The sequence below is a fragment of the Termitidicoccus mucosus genome (genome assembly GCF_038725785.1).
Lineage (GTDB): Bacteria > Verrucomicrobiota > Verrucomicrobiia > Opitutales > Opitutaceae > Termitidicoccus > Termitidicoccus mucosus.
In genome coordinates this window covers 450,315-473,889 of record NZ_CP109796.1, presented here as the reverse complement: position 1 = coordinate 473,889, position 23,575 = coordinate 450,315, and the positions used below count along the sequence as shown (strand labels likewise).

General features: G+C 58.1%; 18 protein-coding genes and 1 pseudogene. 13 read left to right on the top strand and 6 right to left on the bottom strand.

Annotated elements, in window-relative coordinates:
• Positions 1-50: 50 nt before the first annotated feature.
• The 5 genes from OH491_RS01715 to OH491_RS01695 all read right to left on the bottom strand — a co-directional run bounded on the left by OH491_RS01715 (position 51) and on the right by OH491_RS01695 (position 10,253).
• Positions 51-509 carry a hypothetical protein gene (locus OH491_RS01715; protein ID WP_145928667.1) on the bottom strand — a complete coding sequence of 153 codons (459 nt, stop codon included), beginning with the start codon at positions 507-509 and terminating at the stop codon, positions 51-53.
• A gap of 137 nt (positions 510-646) precedes the next feature.
• Complete coding sequence (locus OH491_RS01710; protein ID WP_342750839.1) at positions 647-5,512, bottom strand: NACHT domain-containing protein; 4,866 nt, start codon at positions 5,510-5,512, stop codon at positions 647-649.
• 295 nt (positions 5,513-5,807) lie between these two features.
• Positions 5,808-7,472 (bottom strand): hypothetical protein, encoded by a 1,665-nt coding sequence (locus tag OH491_RS01705; protein WP_068769616.1) that lies wholly within the window; start codon positions 7,470-7,472, stop codon positions 5,808-5,810.
• 566 nt (positions 7,473-8,038) lie between these two features.
• Positions 8,039-8,944, bottom strand: a complete 906-nt coding sequence (locus OH491_RS01700) for an ImmA/IrrE family metallo-endopeptidase (protein ID WP_068769617.1) — start codon at positions 8,942-8,944, stop codon at positions 8,039-8,041.
• Between the two features lies 1 nt (position 8,945).
• Positions 8,946-10,253: a 5'-nucleotidase gene (locus OH491_RS01695; RefSeq protein WP_068769618.1), complete on the bottom strand. Its 1,308-nt coding sequence runs from the start codon at positions 10,251-10,253 to the stop codon at positions 8,946-8,948.
• Positions 10,254-10,512: 259 nt separating this feature from the next.
• Here OH491_RS01695 and OH491_RS01690 point away from each other — a divergent pair, with 259 nt between their 5' ends.
• The 4 genes from OH491_RS01690 (at position 10,513) to OH491_RS01675 (ending at position 15,794) form a co-directional block, all read left to right on the top strand.
• Complete coding sequence (locus OH491_RS01690) at positions 10,513-12,468, top strand: ATP-dependent nuclease (protein WP_084442001.1); 1,956 nt, start codon at positions 10,513-10,515, stop codon at positions 12,466-12,468.
• 11 nt (positions 12,469-12,479) lie between these two features.
• Positions 12,480-13,787: a UvrD-helicase domain-containing protein gene (locus tag OH491_RS01685; protein WP_068769619.1), complete on the top strand. Its 1,308-nt coding sequence runs from the start codon at positions 12,480-12,482 to the stop codon at positions 13,785-13,787.
• Positions 13,788-13,894: 107 nt separating this feature from the next.
• Complete coding sequence (locus OH491_RS01680) at positions 13,895-14,422, top strand: hypothetical protein (protein ID WP_068769620.1); 528 nt, start codon at positions 13,895-13,897, stop codon at positions 14,420-14,422.
• 505 nt (positions 14,423-14,927) lie between these two features.
• Positions 14,928-15,794, top strand: coding sequence for a DUF4238 domain-containing protein (locus OH491_RS01675; RefSeq protein WP_068769621.1), 867 nt, complete (start codon positions 14,928-14,930; stop codon positions 15,792-15,794).
• Positions 15,795-16,002: 208 nt separating this feature from the next.
• Here OH491_RS01675 and OH491_RS01670 read toward each other — a convergent pair whose 3' ends face one another.
• The gene (locus tag OH491_RS01670; RefSeq protein WP_334319189.1) at positions 16,003-16,239 is read right to left on the bottom strand and encodes an iron dependent repressor, metal binding and dimerization domain protein; all 237 of its coding nucleotides are present in this window, start codon (positions 16,237-16,239) and stop codon (positions 16,003-16,005) included.
• A gap of 418 nt (positions 16,240-16,657) precedes the next feature.
• On the opposite strand from OH491_RS01670, the gene OH491_RS01665 reads away from it, so the two are divergent.
• The 9 genes and pseudogenes from OH491_RS01665 to OH491_RS01625 all read left to right on the top strand — a co-directional run bounded on the left by OH491_RS01665 (position 16,658) and on the right by OH491_RS01625 (position 23,551).
• Complete coding sequence (locus OH491_RS01665) at positions 16,658-17,062, top strand: hypothetical protein (protein ID WP_145928669.1); 405 nt, start codon at positions 16,658-16,660, stop codon at positions 17,060-17,062.
• A 103-nt stretch (positions 17,063-17,165) separates the two neighbouring features.
• Positions 17,166-19,307 (top strand): TonB-dependent receptor, encoded by a 2,142-nt coding sequence (locus OH491_RS01660; RefSeq protein ID WP_084442003.1) that lies wholly within the window; start codon positions 17,166-17,168, stop codon positions 19,305-19,307.
• A gap of 123 nt (positions 19,308-19,430) precedes the next feature.
• A complete protein-coding gene (locus OH491_RS01655; RefSeq protein ID WP_334319215.1) occupies positions 19,431-20,225 on the top strand; it encodes a thioredoxin-like domain-containing protein in 795 nt (264 codons plus the stop codon).
• 89 nt (positions 20,226-20,314) lie between these two features.
• The gene (locus OH491_RS01650; protein ID WP_068769623.1) at positions 20,315-20,824 is read left to right on the top strand and encodes an NAD(P)-binding domain-containing protein; all 510 of its coding nucleotides are present in this window, start codon (positions 20,315-20,317) and stop codon (positions 20,822-20,824) included.
• Between the two features lie 22 nt (positions 20,825-20,846).
• Complete coding sequence (locus OH491_RS01645) at positions 20,847-20,990, top strand: hypothetical protein (protein ID WP_334319191.1); 144 nt, start codon at positions 20,847-20,849, stop codon at positions 20,988-20,990.
• A gap of 14 nt (positions 20,991-21,004) precedes the next feature.
• Positions 21,005-21,241: pseudogene (locus OH491_RS01640) on the top strand (class I SAM-dependent methyltransferase); the annotation flags it as partial.
• 77 nt (positions 21,242-21,318) lie between these two features.
• Positions 21,319-21,705 carry a hypothetical protein gene (locus OH491_RS01635; protein ID WP_334319192.1) on the top strand — a complete coding sequence of 129 codons (387 nt, stop codon included), beginning with the start codon at positions 21,319-21,321 and terminating at the stop codon, positions 21,703-21,705.
• Positions 21,702-22,190 carry a peptidoglycan recognition protein family protein gene (locus tag OH491_RS01630; protein WP_084442004.1) on the top strand — a complete coding sequence of 163 codons (489 nt, stop codon included), beginning with the start codon at positions 21,702-21,704 and terminating at the stop codon, positions 22,188-22,190. The genes OH491_RS01635 and OH491_RS01630 overlap by 4 nt, the downstream gene beginning before the upstream one ends.
• A 14-nt stretch (positions 22,191-22,204) precedes the next feature.
• Complete coding sequence (locus tag OH491_RS01625; protein WP_068769625.1) at positions 22,205-23,551, top strand: CobW family GTP-binding protein; 1,347 nt, start codon at positions 22,205-22,207, stop codon at positions 23,549-23,551.
• Positions 23,552-23,575 lie beyond the last annotated feature (24 nt).

Sequence of the window (23,575 nt, the reverse complement as noted above, 5' to 3'; positions counted from 1 at the left end):
ATGCCCCGAATTGACGGACAACGCTTCCCGGGCTCCGTGGGCCAGTGTGCTTATGTGCTTTGCACGGGACGGAGAGTTGAGGCTGAGGGTGACGAAATTTTGCGTCCAGCGGCCGAACTCGAGTTCGCCTCAGGGGAGCCAGAAGGGATGATCGTGAAGTCCCAGTTCGCGAAGACAAAGGCCTTGCGCTCATCATCGGTCGCTTCGACGAGTTCACGACTGATCAGCTGGCGTTTGAAGATGGCGATGCGCTTCAGATAAAGCTCCATCTCCTCGTCGGCCTGTTCGGTTCGAAACTTGCTCCCCCAATCGACCGCGCAGAGGAAGAGGCGGAACAGTTCCTCCAAGGTCAACCTCTCCCGATGGGCGAGTTTCGCTATCATGGTGCCATAGATTCCCTCAATGGAACCGAAATAGGTTTCGCAGAAACGCGCCCGCGATTTTGAATAGAAATAATCCTCCTGATATTGGGAGCCAACCGGAACTTCGCCGACATGCGTTTCGCTCACGCGCCAGATCACTCGCTGGCGCAATGACCGCTCAGGTGGTCGCCCAAATTGCCCAAATAGGCCATGGGCAAAAAATGCTGTTTCTTGTAGTCGGCCATTTTGGCAGACTGCTGAGCATGGTCCCGATCCCAGTGCGATTAGGACCGCGATTCCCTTGTCAGCACCGCTTCCAAGAATGCGTGCTCAATTGCCTTGCACCGGTTGGCCAAGCCATCGAAGGCCACGGGCGCAATCGGTTGACCAGCCGCACGCGCGGCACCGAGTCGCTGTGCCACCCAGTCACGAAACTCCGGTTCGTCCTGCATGACCGGAGCGATCAGCCGGGCGAGCGGAACCGAAATAGCCGGATCGGAGATTCCCTTTAGCTCGCCCAGGATCAATTCACGGCAGGTCCGGTCCGTTTGGAGCCGCGTTCGAATCACCGTCAATCCCTGCCGCGTCTCTCCGAATCGGTCACCCCTCACCTTGCCGGGATACCCGAGGACGTATTTGGCCATTAAGGCTGAGTCTGCCCTGGTGGAAAACAGCCAGGCAGTGAGCGGTTCCGGTCCGTTGAGCAACTGCGGGAGGAGCGTTATTGCACCGGCTATTTCAGGTGCCTCCGGCCAACCGCGGCATAGTGCCGTCAGGCCGACTTCGGAAATCATCGTAGACCCGGCCACAGCGCGGAGTGCCGGGAGAAGCGCGGGGTCACCGTGGAAATGGTCAGCCACATAGGTACCCATCGCGTGATAGGCCGCGCTCTCTATCTCCATCATGGACGTCGGATGGCCGGACACGAACCATTGGAGACGGGCCACGAAGAGGTCGCGCAGCAGCGTGCTGCGGCCATGCAGGGCGATTAGTGCGCGAACGTGCTCAATCTCAAGCTGCTTGCCCTCGCGCACTGCCAGCTCAAAAGAGGCAAGCTCGTTGTGCGCCGCCGCACCCTTGCCCGCCTTTGCCAGCTCCGTTGCGATCACGGGGGAATGTTTGACGCGACTCCAGATATCCGGAGCCAACTCCGCCAGCGTTTCCCAATTTTCCACAATGGCGGCTACGTAGTCCCAGTTGTGGCTGGCTCCCGAGTAGGTACTTAATTCCAGAGGTCGGCCATCCTCACGTTGTTGGATAACGAGATCGGCGCGGCCTAATTCCAAGAGGCCTACGATCGCCGCCTGTTTTTGCTCGTCGAGAATAAAGAGGCGGACCGAAAGGTCCGTGGCCAGAGTTTGGGTCAGCTCCGCGATGCCCTTGCCGGTTCGCACAGTAGCGCGTGCGGTCGCCCGGGCCGCCACCGTCCTTGCTTCGGCATTGGGTTCGTCACAAAAGCCCGCCACCAAGTCGATCGCTGGCGCCACGCCACGCCGCGCCAGCGGCTCCGCCGCCCGAACGAGCTCGGTTCGCAAGTCCTCGTGCAATACGCGAAGCGTCGCGTCTAGGAGCGGCCGAATCTGTGGGTCGGCCCCGTATACTTCGTAGAGAGCGTCTATGGAAATATCCTCCTTATACACTGATTTCAGCACCAGCCCCCGGATGCGTGGATGCTGCGGCCAATATTTGATCAGGATCCTGTGCCCCAGCCGCCAATAGTGCCCGTGCTCGTCGTTCTCCAACTGCCGCTCGACTTCCGTCCAGATGCCCGGCCCTTCGACCCCTTCGAGGCCCACTAGGGTCGACAGGGCATGGTGCGAATCAATGACGTCGTTGCCGGCCAGCACTGAGCGCAGCATGATGCCAAGCTCCTTCGGGTCGGTGACCACCAGATGCAGCCAGCGAACCGCATCGGAACGCCGGCGTTCGTTGCTGATGTAACCTGTGAGCACCGCGCGGAATTCCGGGTCGGCGGGGCCGACCATTTCCTCAAGAGTCGAGATAATCCACGCTGGCAAACCATCGCCGCGCCGCAGGTAATCAAGAAGCGCCTGTCGACAAATGACGGTGCCGCCGAGTTGCGCCACCACCGCCACCTCCATCGGGGAATGCCGAGTATTCTCAGCACTCGCAAGCCATGCTTCGGCAGGCCCCGCGAGGAGCGGATGATTTTTGAAACCGGCGAGCAATGGCTCGTGGACATCGCTGATGTTGAACGGGCGATACGTCTTCCGATCGTTCGCGAGTTCGCAGGCAATCAGGCGCGCCACCTCATCGTCCCCGGGATACGCACGCAGCAGATACGCGATGGCCGGCTTAGTGGCCCACGTTCCCGGGTAACCAAAGCCTCCGACTCGTTCAATCGCCTTCCTTTTCAGATCCGGTTCGCGAGGCCAACCGGTGACCAAAGCGTCGATCATCTCGTTCTCCCACGGGTAGGCCCAGTGCCCATCGCGGCAAAACTTAAAGAGTGCATCACGAATCTCGTTGGTCCTTTCGCCTCGCCTGAAGCGGGTCAGAATCCCCACGTATTTCAGTTCGTCCGATGGGGAAACGCTGGCTGCCTGCAACAATTCTGGCAACGTGGGATGATCGGGCCAGCCAGTCGCGAGCGCGTGAAGGGCGCTCGCCATCAGCTCGGGTTCCGAAGCCGAACGCAGGACGCCCAGGAATTCGTCGGCCAGTTTGGGTGCCTTCGGAGCACATGCGGCCAAGGCCTTCGCCAGTTTGCGGAAATCGTAGCTGCTGTCCGCATTGTAGAAGGCAATGCGGAGATCGGAAATCGTTTCTGGCGATGGATGCTTCAGGACGGCAGCAGGAATATCATGCAGCCATTTTTGCCGTCCCGGGAACCAACGCCGAGTCCGCGAACTGACCAGTGGGCCGATTTGCTCGGATTCGAGCCCGGCGGCGATTTCTCGGACCAGTGAAAGCCGAAGCGGCATCCAGCGGCCGCATTCGATCCACTGAAACGCGCGTTCCGCCAGCTCAGTGGCCTTGCGTCGCGAACAACTCGTGTCGGCTGCGGCGATACGGGCGAGGAGGATTTGCTGCACCGGTTCATCCATCGGTTCGCCGGTGGGTTTCGCAAGTTCGTCGACCAGTTGGTCCGCGTCGCTCGGGCGGGCCTGCAGTTGGAGGAGGATAAGGGTGACTTCGTGCCACTGGCCCTTGCGCCCCCGTTCGACGCAATACTTCTGTGCTTCGGGGAATGGCACTCGAGAAAGATAGCGGGCGGCGAGATATTCCTGAAAGATACGGTGCAACACCCCGACATGATTTTCCAGCGGCGCGACCAAAATACCCAATTCGGTTTGTCCGAGTTCGATCACCCGTGCCGACAAATCGTCGGCTTCGCTGGCGGTAAGTTCGAGTTTGTCGCGATAGAATTGCCACAAGAGCGCCGCTGCCCGTTCGTTGGGTAGAACCAGCGAATTGGGTTCCTTGTGGATGCAAAAGGCTAGGTATTCGAGTCCGCGGCGAATGCGAGGCGAGCGGTTCTCGGCTTGGTCGACCGACTGCATGGCCGATTGTGCCCGACGGCTCGGCTGGTCTTCCAGCAGGGCCTTGATCAGCTCCTCCAGTGCCGCCAGCCGGCTCCGCGGCAAGACGCGTCCCGAGAGGCGCAGGAATACCAACACGGAAAGAAGCAGCGGAATACCCGCCAATTCCGCCCGCACCGGACTTTCCGCCAGTTCGCGGGCAAAGTCGTCGCCGTCCCGTGTGAGAACGTCGGCCAACCGGCTGGCATCACCCACGCCGTTTGCCTCATGGAAATGCCGAAACCAATACTCGGCGAGTTCGCGCTGTTGCGGCAGCGTCAACGACTCCAACTCCGCCCGTTTCCATTCTGACCCAAAGTTGCTGATTCGTCCAAACCCCAGCGGGCGCGCCGTGGCCACGATGGGCAACCCGCGCGTTTGGACATAGCTGGTCAGCGCGGTGAGCGCGGCGAGGGCCGCCTCTCGGTTCTGCCATTCATCGAGTCCGTCCACGAGGAGCAGGAGCCGGTCGTCCTCCAGCATCTCCCGCAGTAGGGTCAGCCCGTCGTCCTTGGCTCCGAGCACCTTGATCCATGCGACCAGAGCGCTCTCGATCGTCGGCGCATCGCTCGTCGAGAAGTGACGCGTCAAGAACCCGAAAGGCACGAGGAGCGGCAACCTTTGCCCCCAAGTCTTCGCCAACGCCGGAAACCGAGCTTCCTCTCCCAGTAGCGTATGGATCAAGACCCGCAGTGCGGCACTCTTGCCAAATCCTGCCCGCCCCAGGAGCACGATCCGGTCTCCTTCGGCCAGTGCCGCCGACAACGACAGCTTCGTTCGGACATCGTGCCGGCGGAATCCTGCGGGGGTAGTCGCCGCCGGACCTCCTTCTTGCTTGGCGGGGGTGTTGGAAGCGGCCTCTTGCGAGACGATCGACTCCACCAACTGCACCGTCGGTTCCACGTATCGGTCGAAGACCGGCACCCGCTTCACCGCCCCGCGGAACACCGGGGCCGTGGCGGGGATACCGCCATCCACGGCTTGGAAATGCGCCGTATAAAGCTCCCGGATGAACCGCCGGGCCGCCACTTTCTGCTCCCGGCTGAGTTTCCGGCGGGACAGCGCTTGCGCCGCCTCCGCACCATTGAACGCTTCGACCCAAGAGCGACCAAAGAAATCATCCACGAGTTTTGGATGCTCTTTGAGCATGAGTGACAGCTTGTCCTGATCCAGCGGTTCGAAGGTGATGCCGGCTGCCTGCAACCGTGCCCGCTGGGTCTCGATTTCATCGGCCAGTTTCGTGTCGTTCAGGCTGGGGGCGACGGCGAGTCGGAAGAGCTTGGTGCGTTTCGCCCAGTCACCGTCTAAAAATTTCGTCACGGCCGCCTTCAGATCCGAAGCCGTGACTTCCTGATACTTCTTGCATTGCCAAGTAGCATAGTCGCCCGCCCCTCGCCGGACCAACAGGTCGATTCCCTCTTGGGCCTGACCCCGCGCTCCGTAAATGCGGGTGTCCTCGACGTTGCCGCCGTGGTGCGCGAGCCGGAAGCACAGGCGTTCGAAGTTTTCCCACGACAGGCTCCTGAACGGCAGCACTTGCTCGCGCGTGACTATCGGCGGGGCGACCGCCGATGGATCTGTATCTAGCCAAAGGGATGCTACATTCATGTCAAGGCCGGCCAAATAATTAAACCTTAAGTCTCATGCGGGATGAAACGCAACGCAATCTTCCTCTGGCACGCGTGACCCATAGCGCCGGGATATATAAACACAGCACCCCTACCCAATTCACAGAGAGGGAAACGTGCTATGGTTGCCCGGAATTATCGTTTTGTCCCGCGGTGCTGCCAGCCCCAAGGGTTCGCCGGCCGCACATGTCTAAATCCAACAATGATAGCAGCACATCCACGATTCGCGCATCGATTCACCGTCTGTCTGCGAAGCGATGTGCCGCCAGCGAAATTCAGGTAATAGTATTATATGTCTCTCCCTCTGGAGCTTTTTGCGGGTCTCCAGTCTCGGCTTCATTCTTTTCGGGAAAGATCGGAACGACCGGCCCCTGCATCATTATTCCGCCGCGGAATGCATGCAGTTCGAGATCCTTTAAAAACGTGAAATCGGCATAGTCCACGGTGCGGCTGCCACCCTGCATCGCATATTCTTCGACGTGGTTCTTCCCGGTGAGCGCAGCGTTTAGCTGCACTTCACCTTTCTCGTTTTGCGTGAGTTTGATTTCCACTTCCTTGCCGTTGAGACGGGAGATCGCGCCTTCGATCAATCCCACCCATGCCTTGGCCTCCTCCAGGCTCTTCTTCGAGAGCCAACTGGCGATCCATTCGATCCTTTCTTCGGCGTGCTGCTCCGGGCGAAGGGGACAATGGGGATCAAAACACTCCATTTTCTTCGCCCGCGCCTCGCGTCCCAATTGGGCGATTGCCCGCAGGCAAGCGATGCCGACCATTTTGAAATCCGATTTCACAGCCGCACACCCCAGCCAGCCGAAGGCATCGAAACAGCGATAGAGCAATTCTGAATCATCCTTCTTAATCGCATAGGAGCCCACTCGCTTGATGACATTGGTGAGTTGGGGGAGGGTATGAAAAAAGTCCGCCAGCTTGGCATCGAATTCGCCCTCCTTCTCCGATTTCGGCGGGTCATCCATTCCCTTTTGCACCAGTTGACGCGCTACGATCAACGTAGAGCGAATTTCGACGGATGCCCCGCTCTCGTAGCAATGGGTCCCCAGCGTTTTCATCAAGGCGAGCGCCCAAAACACTTCTTTACTCGTCTGCTCGCGGTTCGCTACTTTGGCCACTGCATATTCCCCGAGCGTGTCGATGGCCACCCGGCACAACGCGATCGTCCCGCGATCCTTTTGGAGGGCGAGCGTGATTCTCTCCACAACACCATAGACCAACTCTCGCAGTTCTTGGCGCAGTCGATACTGCCGACGTTCATCCGGCGGAATCGTGACCTTTTCAAGGCAGTCAACGACCTCCAGAAAGCGCTCCATCACTCGCACGAAAGAATGAAGGTCTCCCTGCTGGATGGTCAACAGTCCCAAGGTCGACAGATTCACCAGCGGGTCATCACGGATATTTGGAATCGGCAAATGCCAGTCGAATTCATGGGTCGGCCGATCCCCGGGCTTCGACAGCTCCAGTGCCTCCGTTTCCTCGATCCGTCTTTTGACCTGTACCGCGCAAACCGCAAGATGTGCATGGATGGATTTGAGTGAGCAAGTGCGATCAAGCAGCGTCAGGGGATCCGTTTCCTGCCTTACCACCTCCTGCATTAAAGCCGACGAAAGCATCAAGCTGGGCAGGATGAGAAGACAGGTGGTAACGAAATAAGCTGGCTTGGCCACCAATACGCCGAGCGGGACAAAAGCAAAAACCACCAACACCACACATCCAAACAACAAGCGTGGAGCGAGCGTGCGATGAAACTGACGATACGCTGCCGCATTGAACCCTGAAATCGCAAAGGTCACCGAAAACGTCGTCACCGTGAAAATCACGGTCAGGAAGCTCATCCGAAACGGCTCCAGCGACTGGCTGTCGTGCACGAAGACAAACCAAGCGCTCAAAGTCAGGCCGAATGCAAAGGGGAGAATCCATCGTTTCATCACCGGAGAGTGATTATGAGCGATAGCGGTCGCGTGGCAACGTCAATAGATGCCTGCCAATGTATCGGCAGGCTTAATCCGCACTTCGCAATATTGTTCGCCGAGCTGAAGCGGATTCGCGGCCATCTCCAGTTCGTGAGCCTTGAGAAATACCTTTAAGAACAGCGCCCCTACGCATCCCCAGTCCTTGGAAATGACATTTACGACTGGAGTGGAATTAACTCCACTCCCCACAATGCCTCGGCCTCAGCCTGCAATTTTGGGCCATCCATGCGTGTCTCCCGACAAGGAGGCACGATGGCATAGCCGCCACCCGATTTTGGGCCGAATGTCATCGTGAAAGTTTTGGATTTCGATTTCCGCCAATAATGGAGCGGCACCTTGACCGGAATCCCGTGCTCCATCTGCAACCGGGCTTTTCGCCAACCCTCACGGATCGATTCTCTTTTCCAATACAAGAAACCGATCACCAATATGCCAACTCTGGGTCGAGCTGGCACGAGCCCTATTGACTTCAATATTCGATGGAGCCACTGCATGATCGAGTAACCACCGAGAGGCGGCCGTTATTCGCTGCGGAATACGATCAAGAACGTTTCGCCCTTCCTTTTCGGCACCGATTCGACGTCAGCCACAATTTCGAGTTTTTCGGCCCGTGGATTCGTTGCGGTCCCGGCAGGGAGCGTGTTTCGCGTGCTTCTCTTTTCACCCCCATTAAGCAAAAATTCTGACTCGGAGAATAAATCCCTCAGCGCCGGCTTTCCTTTGGTCCTGAGTTGCAGCAGGAACTCGGGAACGATGCCGTCCCGGAAATTGAAATAGATCGGCCATTCCAAGAGCACCGTCGACTCGTCATTTACCCACTCTGCGAGGCAAACGGCGACATTCAGGACACCGCGGTGATACCGGAGGCGGAACTCGGGCAGAGATTGAAGGAGTCCCAACCGGGCTACCAGCACTTCCCGGGATACCGTCCAGCGCTGGCGCCAGTCGAGGAGGACATCCAACGACAACCCGCGAGACTCCAGCTCGGATTCGATTACCTTCTGCGGCAACAGGAGCAGCGGTGAAAATCCCTCAGTCTCCTTTTCCAACCGTTTGACGGCATCCATGCGCGTTTCTTTGCCGTTCAGCTCAAGTTTGAATCCAAATTCTTCGGCCCGGAAACTGAGCGTGTGGAGGAGTTCATGGGCGAGCGTGTTGCGCAGCCGGGCGGGCAACGGCGCCTGCGGGCTTTCCATCAGGAATGCCTTCGCGCCGTCAGGATACGCTTCGGAATCCACCAGCACCTTCCATGTACCGGGGCCGTTTGGAGCTGCAATCATCGCTTCCACGAGCAGCGGACGGAATTCGACTTCAGCGCGGAGCAGTTCGGTGAGTCGAGGTAACGCCACAAAGCCCCCCTCGTCGGCCGCGCGATTTCCGAGATCGGCGCATGCCGCCGCGATCCGCTTCAGGTTCTGCGGCGACATATCACTTTAAGTCGAGTTTCCCTTGTGCGGAGTCTGCGGCCTTGGCGACCACCCTTGCGAGTTTCGCGGCAACCATGTCTTCACGCTCGCGATTGAGCATCGGCTTGTGACTGGTCATCCCGCTCAAATCGTAGCGCTCCAGCTCCCGTAGGATCGCGGCGCGTGCCGTTCCGGGACGATCACGATTGTCGGCGATGAACTTCCGGTAGCGCGGATCGAGCACGCCGTTGTTCAGCGGCGTGTAGCCAAGGAAAATCTCCCTCAACCGGGTCTCGAAGACTTTCTTCGTCAGCGCTCCGACCGGAGCCAAGTCCGGCACCTTCGTCACCTCTTCATAGTGCGCAGAAGGAGGAGTGACCTCAGCCGCAGGCACGACCACGGGCGCGGGCGGCGCAATATCGGCGGTTGGCCCACACATCACACGAGCCGTTGAGACGAGCCGGGAAGCCGGTGCCGCGTGCACATCCTGATCATCGAAGAAGATGTGTGGATTGAATGCTTGGAGGATCTCCGCCTTGTTGATTCCCCCGAGGAAAAACTCCTCGTCGATGGCGACACCCCACGCACGCAATGTAAGAATCACGCGCTTGACTGCGGGGCCGTTGCGCGCGGTGACAAGCGCCGTGCGAATGGGGCTGCTGTCGTCCGAGTTACGGATCGACGCATCCGCCTGCACCTGAGCAATCCAGCGGAGGAACGCAGCAAACGGACCATCGGCCATCGGCTTCTGTGCGTTTGCCTGCTCGTGTTCGAAGAAAGCCTGCAGGTTCTTCGTTTGCTGGTAAACTCGCTCTGATTCATCCGAAAAAATCACCGCATCGCCATCGAACGCGATACGGAGCTGATTCGATTCCGCACAGAGCTGCGTCGGCGGGTCGTAGATCAATCCCGCAGCAACGCGCCCGGCCAACGCCTGCCGGACATCAGCCTCATTGCGCGACAAAAACAATTTCACCCGATAGGGCGGCAGGTAACGCGCCACCGGCGTGCTGCCCACGAACGCGGCGCGGGAGAGTTCCAAGCCATAGTGCTCCACCGAATTCATCGCCCGAAGCCCCGCCTCCGGATTGTTATGTGAGAGCACCACCACCTCGACCAACTGTTTTTTCGACAGAGTATTGAGCCGCAGCAAACCTTCGATCAGGGGGAATGCCGTGCCCTTCTTGAACGGCCGGTCCTCATTGGCGATCTGATAGTCGATAAACGCCCGCTGTCCCTGTTCTCGGAAAATGCGATCTTCCTCCCGCGCGTCGAAAAGTGCGGATGAGGAAATCGCAACTACGAGAACGTTATCGAGATCGAAAGGCATTGAACACTAAAGCGTATGGCGAAGTTCACGTATATTCGCAAGAATATCCCAGCACTTGCGCCTGTTTCCCAAAAACATGCCACACCTCCACTGCCCGGAACAGCCACCTTCGTCCTGCCCGTCAAGCTGGACCGCAGCGAAGCGAGGAGGAACTTGACGGGCAAAGATACAATCGAGGCCCGGGCAGTGGATTCCATGGTTCACTCCTAGCTTGGCAAGAAAGACGTTGGCCACGGGACGATTTTCTGCGAGACAGTATATGTTCGCTGAGTTGGCAGAAGCCCATCCCTCTATGCACCTAGTTACGCTCATCGCAGAAAATTTCCGCCTCTTTGGCTCGGAGGCCACCGGGACACACTTGCGGTTGGAAATCAAACGTGGCCTGACCGTTCTGGTCGGAGAAAACGATGCCGGAAAATCGGCGGTGATCGACGCGTTGCGCCTCGTCCTTGGGGCAAAGGGACAGGACTTCCTGCGCGTGACGGACGACGATTTTCACCGTGAAAAAGGCGTGCCAGCCGACAGCTTTCGACTGCATTGCCGGTTTGAGGGGCTGTCGAACCCTGAACGGGCGCGTTTCATGGAGTGGCTGTCGCTGGAGGAAAAAGAGCCGGCGCTGGAGGTCACTTTGCACGTCTTCCGCGTGAAGCGGAAAAATCGAAGCGGAGTTGAAACGTTTGTGGCGGATTCGTCTTGGCGGTCGGGTCCCAAAGGGGCGGGCCGCGCTGTCGAGGGCGACCTGCGAAGCTTCCTTCTCAGCACCTACCTGAAGCCGCTGCGCGATGCTGAAATGGAAATGGCTGCCGGCCGTAGTTCGCGGCTTTCACAGCTCCTGCTCAATCATCCTGCGCTGAAAGGTCAGGATCAACCGAGCACGCCACCCGTGCCTGAAACCGGCAAGCCACTGCAGCCTCCGGCAACGCTTGTCGGAATCATGAAGACCGCCGAAGGGTGGATTCAATCGAGCGATTCGCTCACCCAAGCCAAACGACAGCTCAACGACGACTATCTCAAGAATCTTTCTACCGGACCGGCATCTTTGCAGGGCGAAATCACCATTGGGCGAAACGCCGATTTAAAAGCCATTCTGGAAAAACTCGAATTATGGTTGAATTCATCGCTCACGCCTGACGAGCGCCTGCGACACGGCTTGGGCCTAAATAATCTGCTTTTTATGGCCGCCGAGCTTCTCCTCCTCAGCGAAACCACGGAGGCGGGACTACCCCTGCTCCTAGTCGAGGAACCCGAAGCGCACCTCCATCCTCAACTCCAACTACGTTTGATGGAGTTTTTGGAAGCGAAAACAGCCGGAGATTCCGGCGTGCAGGTGATCGTAACGACCCACAGTCCGACATTATCGGCGAAAGCTAACATCGAGAACCTGACGCTGCTGGCCGCCGGGCGTGCATTCCCCCTGGCGGCGAACCAGACCAAATTGAGCCCCGGCGATTACCGGTTCCTGCGAAGATTTCTGGACGCAACAAAAGCCAACCTATTTTTTGCTCGCGGGGTGGTCATCGTTGAAGGGGATGCCGAAAACATCCTGTTGCCGGTTTTCGCTGAATTGTTGGGGAGATCGTTCACGCGTCACGGCGTATCCGTGGTGAATGTCGGGCACCGTGGCCTATTTCGCTATGCGCGCGTATTTCAACGGGCTGACGGTAAGGAGCCTCCGATACGTGTGGCGTGTGTGTCCGACCGTGACATTCCCACGGATGAGTCCAAGACATACGTGCTACCTAAGAAGAAAGGGCCGAAGTTCACTAGCGATTTTGGTGCAACGAAACTTAAGACGCATCTCGCTGCATTAATAAAGTACGATGGAGGTGTCGTGCAGACGTTTGTTTCACCTGAATGGACATTGGAACACGACATTGCGCTAGGTGGATTTGCCCGCGAATTGCACACGGCCATCGCCATTGCGAAGGAGCTGAAGAACTTCTCTGGTGAGCTGACCGTCGACGAAACTGCGCAGATCGTTACCGCCGCAGAAACAGAATACGATGCCTTCGCAGCCCAAAAGAACGCGCGGGAGATCGCCGCGTTTGTTTATCAGCCGCTTTATGAGAAGGAGGCATCGAAAGCAGAGGTCGCCCAAATTTTTGCCGAACGCCTGGCTAAGAGCGGGCACGATGAAGCTGCGCTTCGCGCCAATCTGCCAGCGCATGTTCTATCGACGATCGACTACGTCACGTCCCTTCAGCCCGCTCCCTGACGTTAACCCCAGTGGACTTCACCGAAGGGGAGATCTGTGACCTCGTAAAGCGTCTGGGTTTGGATCATCCGGACCCAGAACGCTTGGCCATTCTCGGGTGCGACAATTCCTGTGAAGTCCAGTCAGGGCCGGGCAGCGGCAAGACCACGCTGCTGACGGCGAAGCTCGCTCTACTCTCGGAGTGTTGGCGGGACGCACATCGTGGCGTATGTGTCCTGTCACACACCAACGTCGCCCGGCGTGAGATCGAGGATAGGCTCGCCTCGTCCGCTTCCCTCCGACGGCTGCTCGATCACCCCCACTTTATTGGTACCTTCCAAGCATTCGTGGATCAGTTTATCGCTCTGCCGTTCCTGCGACAGCGAGATTTACCGATCACGGCGGTGGACAATGAACGATTCGCTCGGCGCGCTTGGGCGGCCTATATAACCGCGGGTGTTTATCCGAGCGCGAAGGGGTGGCTCAAGCATCGCGGCGACGAAACGCGCATTCGTCAGATCATCGGCGGACTGCGCTACGCCGATGGTGAGCTGCGGGTTGATTCGGCAAACTATCCGGCCGGTTTGCCTGCCCCCAAAAGTGCCACCTACGGTGATCTGAGAAACCTTAAGCACCGTCTGGCAAAGCAGGGCTATTTCCGGTTCGACGACATGTATGCGATGGCGGAGCGGACGCTCAGCAAACTGCCGTATTTGGCGACGGCGATTAGAGACCGCTTCGCGTGGGTGTTCGTTGACGAGCTACAGGATACTTCAGCCGTGCAGTGCCGGCTGATCGAACAACTCTTTCCGGCGAGTCACTGTGTGGTGCAGTGCTTCGGAGACAAGAACCAGACGATCTTTAATCTCGACGAAGATGCAGTCGTTGCACCCAAACTGTTCGGAAAACGACCGGTGCTCCCGTTGTCGTCGACCCGCCGTTTCGGACCGGCCATCGCTGGGCTCGCGAGTCGGTTCACGGCAGCCGCGAAGCAGACATTGGTCGGGCATCCCACTGGTCCGTCGCGGCGCAATACGATCTTCCTGTTCAGTCGGGCCGCCATCAATCAGGTAGTGCCACGATTTGCTAATCTCGTGCTGGCTGAAGTGCCGCCGGAGACATGGCGAAAGCGTGAGGTGTGCGTTGTCGCGAGCCGGAAAAAAGTTCGCGTACTAAAAAGGGATCACTTCCCGCTGTCGTTGGGTGACTATTGGGGAGGGTTCGATCCTGATACGGCGGTTAGCCGCAGAATCCTGATACCCTCCTCGGATTTGTGCAAGAAGCTCGGGAACGTTCGGCCCAGTCTAGGACCGGCGCTGAAGCGGCGCACACCATCATAGCGGGTGTGTTGGCCCTAATCACTCTTGCGAACGATGTGCCCAAACCGGGGCAGCCTCGAACCAGAACCGCGCTGCGTGACGCGCTGACTGCAGCCGGCACATATCCAGTGTTTCAGCAGATCCTCTGGACGCTTACGAACCATGCTACGTCGCTTTCAACCGCGGTTTGGGCTGCCGAAATACCTAAGTTGCTAGCGACGCTGATCACTCTGCTGTCGGAGCCGATCACGGGAACTGCTCAACGGTTCCTGGCGTGGGATGATCACATGCCCGCACCACCGGCTGTGGCGACCGGTGGTGCACCAAATCAATATCTACATACCGAGGACGGCAAGACCCTGCCGCTGCGCTTCGACTCGATCCATGGGGTGAAGGGAGAAACGCACGCGGCTACGCTGCTCGTTGAAACGTACATCCATCCTACCCACGATCTAGCGAGTCTGGTACCAGTGTTGGCTGGTCAAAAGCACGGCAGCGAGCTTTCCGCGAACGAGATGAGTCATTGTCTTCGGGCGTTTGTCGCTTTAACGCGCGCGTCGGATCTGATCTGTGTCGCTCTCTTTGACGAACACGTCAGCTCTAAGGAGGCCGACGGCATGGTCGCGGCGGGATGGATCGTTGAGCGGTTGAGATAAGTTAAGGCCACACCCTTCACCCGTCCGCGGAATGCGCCTGCTGCTAAAACAGGCCACACCTCCACTGCTCGGAACAGCCCCCTCAGTCAGAATCTAGAGGGTCCATCCCCCAAACTATCGTCTACATGCGAAACAGGCACCACCAATTGGTCCGACCACAGTAGGCGGTCTTTTAGTGCATGATTTGGAGCTCTGATCGCTGTCTTTGATGGGCGTTATGGCCGGTAGAATGATAAAAACGGCCGAGCCGTTCGAAAGCTGAAAGAGGTAGAATCATGTCGGTAATTGAATCCGGTCGACCAACACGGCCGCCACCGATGGCCATATAAAATAACGTTTGCTCTCTTCTCCACCTGCTCTTGCCCGATGCCCGCATTTTTGACGCAACCAAGCGAGCGCTGGAAGCAGCCGTGTAGCCTTCCTAAAGTTGGCGGCGCAACAAGTTGATGCGTCCGTCAATTACTGAGGTTGCCCTATAGGGTTCAGCGTAGCATCCTCTGCACTCATGCCCGCGTATAAACGCCAGCACTTTCTTCCCTGCGTCTATCTGAAGAACTTTTCTCCCGACGGAGCAAAAGCGACGCGCGACTCGAAAGTCTGGCGGATCGACGAAAAGCGAACGGCCTTCGTTCCGGTAAAATCCCAATGTGCAGGCGACTATCTCTTCTCCAAGATCGCCGCAAAGAAATCGGAAAATGAATTCCAAGCCATCGAAGATGGTTACGCGGCCGCCGTCGCAAAAATTTGGAGCGGCGGCGACCCCACCGTGTTTGAATACTTCGCCCTGATCGTTGCAGTCCTCGACTTGTATGCGCGCAACATCTCCCATGAAAATCACACTGGCCACGATGGCGCCCACGCCTACCAACTGCGAACCACCAGCCTCCTAGACCGATTGATCGCCGGTAACCAATCCCGCGAGACTCTGCCGCAGGACGAAATCTATGCACGCCTGAAGAGATTCTGGGACGTGCGACTTTTCCTCACACCACCTGGTCGGGAAATCGTTACCTCGGATCATCCCGTCCTTTGCTTCAACTGGGGCGAAGGCGACGCTATGGACTTCCTGTTGATGCCCGTCACGCCCGGCGCCTGTGCAGCCGTTTTCGACAAACGCACCACCCATACTTCAGGCCACCGGCTGACCGAATCGGACGGAACCAATCTTTTCCGCTTCTCGGCCACCCACGCTCACAGTTGTCTCTACACGGCCAGCGAACCCGACCAAGGGGCGATCGATGCCGCCCGCCGGCTTTTGCAGCAACGGGTCAAGCCGCGAACGATCACGGATGCTGAGAAATGGTCGCTCGACCTGATTGTGCCTCCTCGGCGGGATGTGTTTAGTTTCATTTGCCCGCAAGGCAAAGGGTGAAGATGGGGATGCCCCATCTTCACCGATTCCATCGGGTGATCGTAGTCGGCCTCAGGGTGCTATGCGAGCCAACCTGTTCGCATTTGAACGGAAAGCTTCAAGGCGCGTCTATCAAAGTGGAAAATGGAAAGTACATGCTACTGCGTCTGAGAACCGCCCCACAGGGGCGGTTCTCGTTTTTGAGAAGGGGCGAACAGCGATCCGACTATTACCGTGACGCATTCGATGCCGTCTTGCTCTCCCGCTTGAGAATGCGTTTGAAGGTGGCAAGCGTCTCCGTGCTGACATGGTGTTCGATGCCTTCGGCATCGCGTCGGGCTATCGCCTCGGGGACTCCCAGCGAAAGGAGAAAACGGACCACCGTTTTATGACGTTGCTTCGATGCGGCAGCGAGAACCTTGCCTTTCTCGATCAGGAAGATTGCGCGATACGGCTGTGAGGTCACATAACCGGCCTGTTGAAGCCAGAGATTGTGCGGTTCACGGTAACGTGAGTCACATCAAGCCTTCGAGCCAGGTCGGTCACGCGGGCCCTACCCTGCCTGGCGTCCAACTCTGCGATTGCCTCGACAAGTCTTCCGCGGTCTCACGGGAGTGTGCTTCCCGGGCGCTACGCACGCCATCGACCTGGTGCGGCGCGGGATACTTGGGCGTGGACGAGTGACGAGATTTGGCTGATGGCATCGGCGATCAAGAGTCCAAAAAAATGACTTGATATCCAAAACAAATAAGATATATCTCAAGCTACATGATGTCGCATTCAATACAATATCGAGAAAGGCTGACATCGGAGGTGCTAGGTGCTTTTCCCCGCTTACGGGTTTCCACCTCTTGATGGCTTTGCTAGTCTTACCTGAGAGCATCATGCGCATCCGAATTTACGCTCCACACCGCTTCCGTTCTGCCCTCTGGCAGCGCGTGGCGGCTTGGTGTGCCCTCGCGCTGGTTCTACTGCTCAACATCCTAGCGGCTTCGCCTCAGGCTCACGCTTGGATTCATGGTCGTGAGTTTGTTTATCAATTGTGCAACCATGATCGGGAGAATGGTGTTAATGGCGTAGCTTCGGGATCGGAGCAGGACCATGACGACGAAGAGGCCGGTTGCGTCATCACGCAGTTTGCGCAAGGCCATTTCGCGCATGAGCTGGCGGCTTTATTCCTGGTTCCTGATGGTTTTCTCTGCTGGGAAGCCTGCCGGGAATACCATGCGCAGGATTTTCCCGCCACTGAGTTCAAGTATCCCTTCGGCTGTGGGCCTCCGGTGATCTGAGGTCGGTTCCGAAACGCGCTTCTCTCGCGAAGACGAGCGCTCCTTTTCTCCTCACCACTAATGGCAGGTGAAGTGTGCCCACTTCCCTGCGCCCAGAATCACTATGTCGACCCGATTTCTTTTCTCTTTCCTTCTCATTGCCACTCCCGTTCTGCGGGCTCAAACCTCGCCGGCATCGCCACCCGGGGAGGTTGTCCAACTAGACCGCCTAGTCGTCACGACCGCCACCCGAACCGAGCGCCTTCTCTCCGACGTGCCCGTGCGCACTGAAGTCGTGTTGCGCGAGGATATGAACCTGCGCGTCCCACTTAACTTTTCGCAAGCTGTCGAACTGCTCAACGGCGTGCGCGTCGAGAGCAATTGCCAGAACTGCAACACTTCCGAAGTCCAACTGCTCGGGCTCGGCGGCGCCTACAACCAGATCCTATTCGATGGCACACCGCTCCTTTCCTCGCTCGGCGGCGTGTATGGCCTCGAACAAATTCCAACCGCGTTTGTTGACCGTCTGGAAGTCGTCAAAGGTGGCGGCTCGGCCCTTTACGGTCCCGGTGCGGTTGCCGGCGTCATCAACCTCGTGCCGATCGAACCCCGCACCAACGGTGGATTCCTGCAAGTCGGCGTGGATGTGCAAAAAAACGAGCCCGTGCTTTTTGCGGGAGGCCGGGCCAATCTCGTCCTGGCGGACGGGAAACTTGGCTTTTCGTTGGTCGGCCATAGCAGCGTCAACGACGGGATCGACTACAACGATGATGGTTATACGGAGATCACCGAAAAGGAACTCGGTGTGGGCGGTTTCCAGCTCTGGTTCGCCCCGACAAACCGCACGAAATTTCGGGCCAACTACCAGTTCACATGGGAAAATCGGCGCGGCGGCAACCGCCTCAATCAGCCTGAATTCCTCGCCAATATCGCAGAGTCGTTGCAGACGAAATACCATCGCGGAGGCGTGGTTTGGGACCAGGTGGTCAACCCCGATTTTGATTTCCGGCTGGGCTATTCCTTCGCCTATATCGAGCGGAAGAGCTTCTACGGTGGGCTGGGCGATGTGATTACCGATCCCAGTGACCCGGCCTACGACCCGGATCAGCTCGACCCGAATGTGCCTGGCAGCGCGGCGGAATCCTCCTACGGCCAATACGGCTACACCGAGAACCCGCTGCACTATTGGGACTCGCAGTTCAACTATCGCTTGGGAGCGCATGTCCTGGCCTTCGGTGCGCAATACAAACGCGAATCCGTGCTTGATCAGAACCGCGACTTTGCCGGTGCCCTGCGCCGCACGACCGCCGATGACACATTCTCGAACACGGGGGTCTACGTGCAGGACGAGTGGGCCGTCAGTCCCGCGCTCGATCTCGTGCTTGGCGGGCGCATCGACAAAAGCTCCACGCTGGAAAACCCGATTCTTTCGCCGCGTATCGCGGCGGCTTGGTCGGCGACAGAGACGCTGAAACTGCAGGCCGGCGTTACCACCGGCTTTCGCGCTCCGGAAGTCTTCAGTGAAGACCTCCACGTTGACACGCTCGGTGCGGAGCAAGTGCGGATTCGGAATGCCGCCGGTTTATCCGAAGAACAGGCAGTCACCACGATGATCGGCCTTGAGTGGCGCTCTGCGGCGGCGGGAGCGCGCTGGGCCTTCGACGCCACGGCTTCGCTCACAGACATCAAAGACACGTTCGTTCTGGGAGAAATCCAGACCGATCCGGTGGACGGCTCTCTTTTTCAAGAGCGGGGAAATTCATCGGGATCGCGCATCGCCGGATTCGAAAGCAATGTCGCCTTTGAACCCAATCGCGCGCTACGCTTCACCGCCGGTCTGGCTTACTATCAATCACGGTATGATCAGGCCGAAATGATCTTCGACGACACATCCGATGACGGCACCACAGTCATCGCCACGCGCGACTACTTGAAAACGCCGAAATGGAGCGGGGTCGTTCAATCGGTCTGGACGCCCAATGAGGCATTCGAGGCGTTTGTCGGCCTGAAATACACCGGACGCATGAACGCCTTGAACAACAATACCGGCACGCTCAACCGCACGCCTGACTTCTGGGTAGTTGATCTTGGATTGACGCGGCACTTCCGCTTTAGTGGCCGTCATCTTGATTTCTCCGTAGGCGTGAAGAATCTCTTCGATGAGAGACAGCGCGACCTAGAGGTCGGCGCCTCGCGTGATAGTGACTACGTTTACGGCCCTCGTTTCGCGCGGTCCTTTTACGGCACCCTCAAATACGAATTCTAACCCAGCCACTCACCATGAGAATCTTGATGCTAGTCTGTGCGCTCGCTTTGACCGCTTCGCCGGTGCGAGCGGTTTCGCATATGCCTCGCCTGCTCAAAGGGGAAACCGTTGCCATCGACCGTGATGGCGAAAACTTTCACCGTGCAAAGCTCGTCTTTGGGACCGGTCGGACTGGTGTGGAACGAGCATACGAAAATCAAGGAAAAGAAAGCCATGACGACGCCTGATGACCTCGTGATTGGACGGCAGGCGAAGCTCTACTATCGAACGATCATCGGAAAGAAGACCGTGCGGAGATTTATCTCCTCGAAGCAAAGAGCACGAAGCATGGAGACTGCGCCGTATCGAGCTGCGCCCGCGCGCATACGCGGGCTCAGCCTTCACACGAGCCAATGGGTAGCAGTGGGTCTGCTCTTTTGCAGTGTCTGTGTGTGGGGAAGCACCCCGAAGACTTCCGGTGCACGGACGGAACTTCGTCGCGCCTTGGTGTGTACCACCGAATCTCGATTTATTCCCTATCGCTGGGCCAAGGAACCCGACGTTGTGGCGGTCTACTATGGCGCCGATTGGTGTGCGCCCTGTCATGAATTCGTGCCGAAGCTCAAAGCAGTTTACGAGGAGTTGCGCCGCCACGGCGCGAATACCGAGGTGGTTTTCGTCAGCCTAGACTATTCGAAGCGTGCGATGCTGCGCTATATGCAGCAACAGCAGATGCCTTGGCCGGCTGTGGATTATCGGCGTTTGCCTTCGCTGCCGGCCCTGCGACGGCTGGCTGGGGAAGGCCCGCCCAATCTCGTGTTGATCGATCGGGAGGGTCGAATTCTCGCGAGCGCGTGGCAGGAGAAGATCTATCTGGGAACATCTGCCGTGCTGCGATCTTGGATCGCCCTGACTCGACCGGAGCCCGTCGAGAATTAGTTCTCTATAGAAGCCTAAGTCATGAGTCTGCGCGCATTCGACGCAGCCATTGGTCGCCCCCTCTTGACGACTTTGCTAGAGTCCTCGGTATGGCCGCTGAGCATGCAGACCCGGAGAAGATTATGGACGTTATCGCCTTCGGAGGCGGCGCCGCTGGCGTCGGCGTGAGCCTGATTCTAAAGGATCTGGGCATCCGGCGGTTTGGCATTCTGGAAAAACATGACTTGGGCGCGTCCTTTCGTCGCTGGCCGAAGGAAATGCGGTTCATCACGCCCGTGTTCTTCGCGAACGCCTTCGGGTTGTCCGACCTCAATGCGGTGAACACCGCGACATCGCCTGCCGATTTCAACGGCAACGAGCATCCTTGGGGACAAGACTATGCCAATGACCTTACCGCAGTGGCAGCCCATTACAAACTTCCGCTCGTGACCCGTTGCGAGGTGCAGGAGACTTCAAAACGCGCTGGCGGCTTTCAGCCGAACATGAATTGCGCGTTGTGTGGCTGCCGCAAGGCGATTTCGATGCGCATATCGCCAGCAGCCGGGTCGCCTGGACAGCCACGCGCCGGACCTTGGTCTTTCGCTTCTGGCGCAATATGACAGCGTCACCCGCAATCTCGGTGTGAACTTCCGGCTCAAGTGGACGGTTCGGCCCGGCAACGATGTCTTCGTGATTCTCAACCAAGGCTACGATGCCGACTCAAACCATATCGTGCCGACGCAGACTGCGGTCGCGGCCAAGGCCGTCTGGACGTTCCGATTCTAAACAAAACCAATCCGATGAATTCTTCCGATGCTCCCATAAAGTTCGATCAGCAAGGGGCCGAGTCCTACGACGCTCGTTGGGCGCGGGTCGCTCCGTTACGGGACAGCCTGCATTTGCAGATGAACCTAATCTTTCAGGAACTGCCGCGCGATGCCCGTGTTCTTTGCCTCGGTGTTGGCACCGGCGCAGAACTGATCGCCCTCGCGCGATTCTTTCCCGACTGGCGTTTTGTGGCGGTCGATCCTTCGGTACCGATGCTTGAAATCTGCAAGCGCCGCGCGGCGGCGGAGGGCATCGCCGGCCGCTGCGAGATTTCCATGCGGCCTACGTGCATGAGCTTCCCTCCGGGGTCGAGTTCCACGCCGCCACCGCGATCCTCGTTTCTCAATTTCTTACCGAACGGACGCAGCGCGTCGGTTTTTTCCACGAGATCGGCAATCGGCTGCGACCGAGCGGATTGCTCGTCACCGCCGATATCACACCCACTCCGCGCGATCAGCACGAAAGTCTGCTCGGAGTTTGGAAGCAGATGATGCGTTACGTCGGAGCTACCGAAGAGCAGGTTGAGGCTATGCTCGCCAGCTACGGCCGCGACGTTGTGCTGCTGCCGACCGACGAAATGGAAGCATTGCTCAAGGAAGCTGGTTTCCCGGCTCCGGTCCACTTCTCGCAGTCCCTTTTGATTCACGCTTGGTATGCGCGAGGTGAGAAATGAACACGAAGTATAGTCGTCGTATATTTCTCGCTGGATTGGCGACACTGGTGGCCGCGCGAGCTCTTCGCGGAGCGACCAGGAGGCTGGCCGTGCAAAGCCACCCGGTGGCGTTGGATCATGTGACCGCAACGACCAAGGCGCTTACTATCACTCCCGGTCGCTGGAAGATTATCGTGGGACACCATAGTGGAACGGTCGTAGGCAATGCAGCGATTTTCAACCGCTATCATCGATCCCACGGCATGAAGCATGGGCTCGCGTATCATTTCGTTATCGGCATCGGCATCTGCTGCGTGGGAAATTTTGAGGAGACGCAACCGACACCGGCGCAACTGCGTTCTTTCATCGCGTTGGTCGAATATCTCAAAACGGACGTGATAAAGACCCCCGTGCGTTTCGCAGTGCATCGCGAAATCAATCCCGGCCGGACCGTTTGTCCGGGCCGGAACTTTCCCATCGCGTCGATGCACGCGAGATTCGACTGAACGCGTTTCCTTTTATGAACCCAAAGAATCCCATCCCCGTAACGGTCCTTACCGGCTTCCTCGGTGCGGGCAAGACCACGTTGCTCAACCACATCCTCACCGGACAGCACGGTAAGAAAATTGCCGTCATCGAAAATGAATTTGGCGAGGTCGGTGTCGATAACCAGCTCGTCATCCAAAGCGATGAGGAGCTGTTCGAGATGAACAACGGGTGCATCTGCTGCTCCGTGCGCGGCGACCTCATCCGCATCCTGATGCGGCTGGTGAAGCGCAAAGAGCCGCTTGATGCGGTGCTCATCGAAACGACGGGCCTTGCCGATCCCGGTCCGGTGGCGCAGACGTTTTTCACCGATGCGGAGATTCGCGACGCATTTCGTCTCGACGCCATCGTCACGGTCGTGGACGCCAAGCATGTCGCATTGCACCTCGACGATTCCGACGAGGCGCGGGAGCAGGTTGCGTTCGCGGATGTGATTCTCTTGAACAAAATCGATCTGGTGGCGGCGGATAAACTCGACGAATTGGAGGTTCGCCTGCGGAAGATGAATGTCGCCGCGAGAATCCATCGGACTCGCAATGGCGAGATCGCCCTTGATCGTGTGCTGGGTGTAGGAGGATTCAATCTTTCGCGGGCCACGGAGATCAATCCGCAGTTCTTGGAGCCCGAGTATCCGTTTGAATGGGGTGGCGTCTATGAATTGCTGACCGGCCGGGCCGAATTGACGATCAATGAAGGCCCCGATCCCGAGATGAGCGTGGCGCTGCTGCCGGTTGCCTGTCTGGGCGAGACGGGCATCGCGACCGCCCGTGAGGCGGCGGTGCGTGTATTCTCGGATGGGGAAACGGTCTTGCGTCCCGGCGACGCCATCCTGCCGGGTGAGACACATCAGCAATTGAGTTTTCCTTCCTTTCCCGCCGTTTTTCCGATGCACGTGAAACGCCCGGGGCTCTACGCGCTGTTCACCCAACACCACCCGGACGAATTCAATGCGGCCGTGCACGCCGGGCGTGACGGCGTAGCGCCGAAATGGGAGCACGCCTTCAAACCCGACCACGAGCACGACGAGGAGGTAACGTCTGTCGGAGTCAGTCTGCCCGGTAACCTAGACGGAAAACGGTTGAACAACTGGCTGGGCGAATTGCTGCAAAAAAAGGGCAACGATATTTTTCGCAGCAAGGGCGTGTTGGCCGTGCGCGGCAGCGACCAGCGCCTTGTCTTCCAAGGCGTGCATATGCTTTTCGACGGTCGTCTTGACCGGCCGTGGGGCGACGAACCGCGCGTGAATACGTTCGTCTTTATTGGCCGGAATCTCGACCGGAATGAACTGGTCGAAGGATTCCAGAGCTGCCTGGTAAATTGAACTTGACGCACTCAACTCTTGACA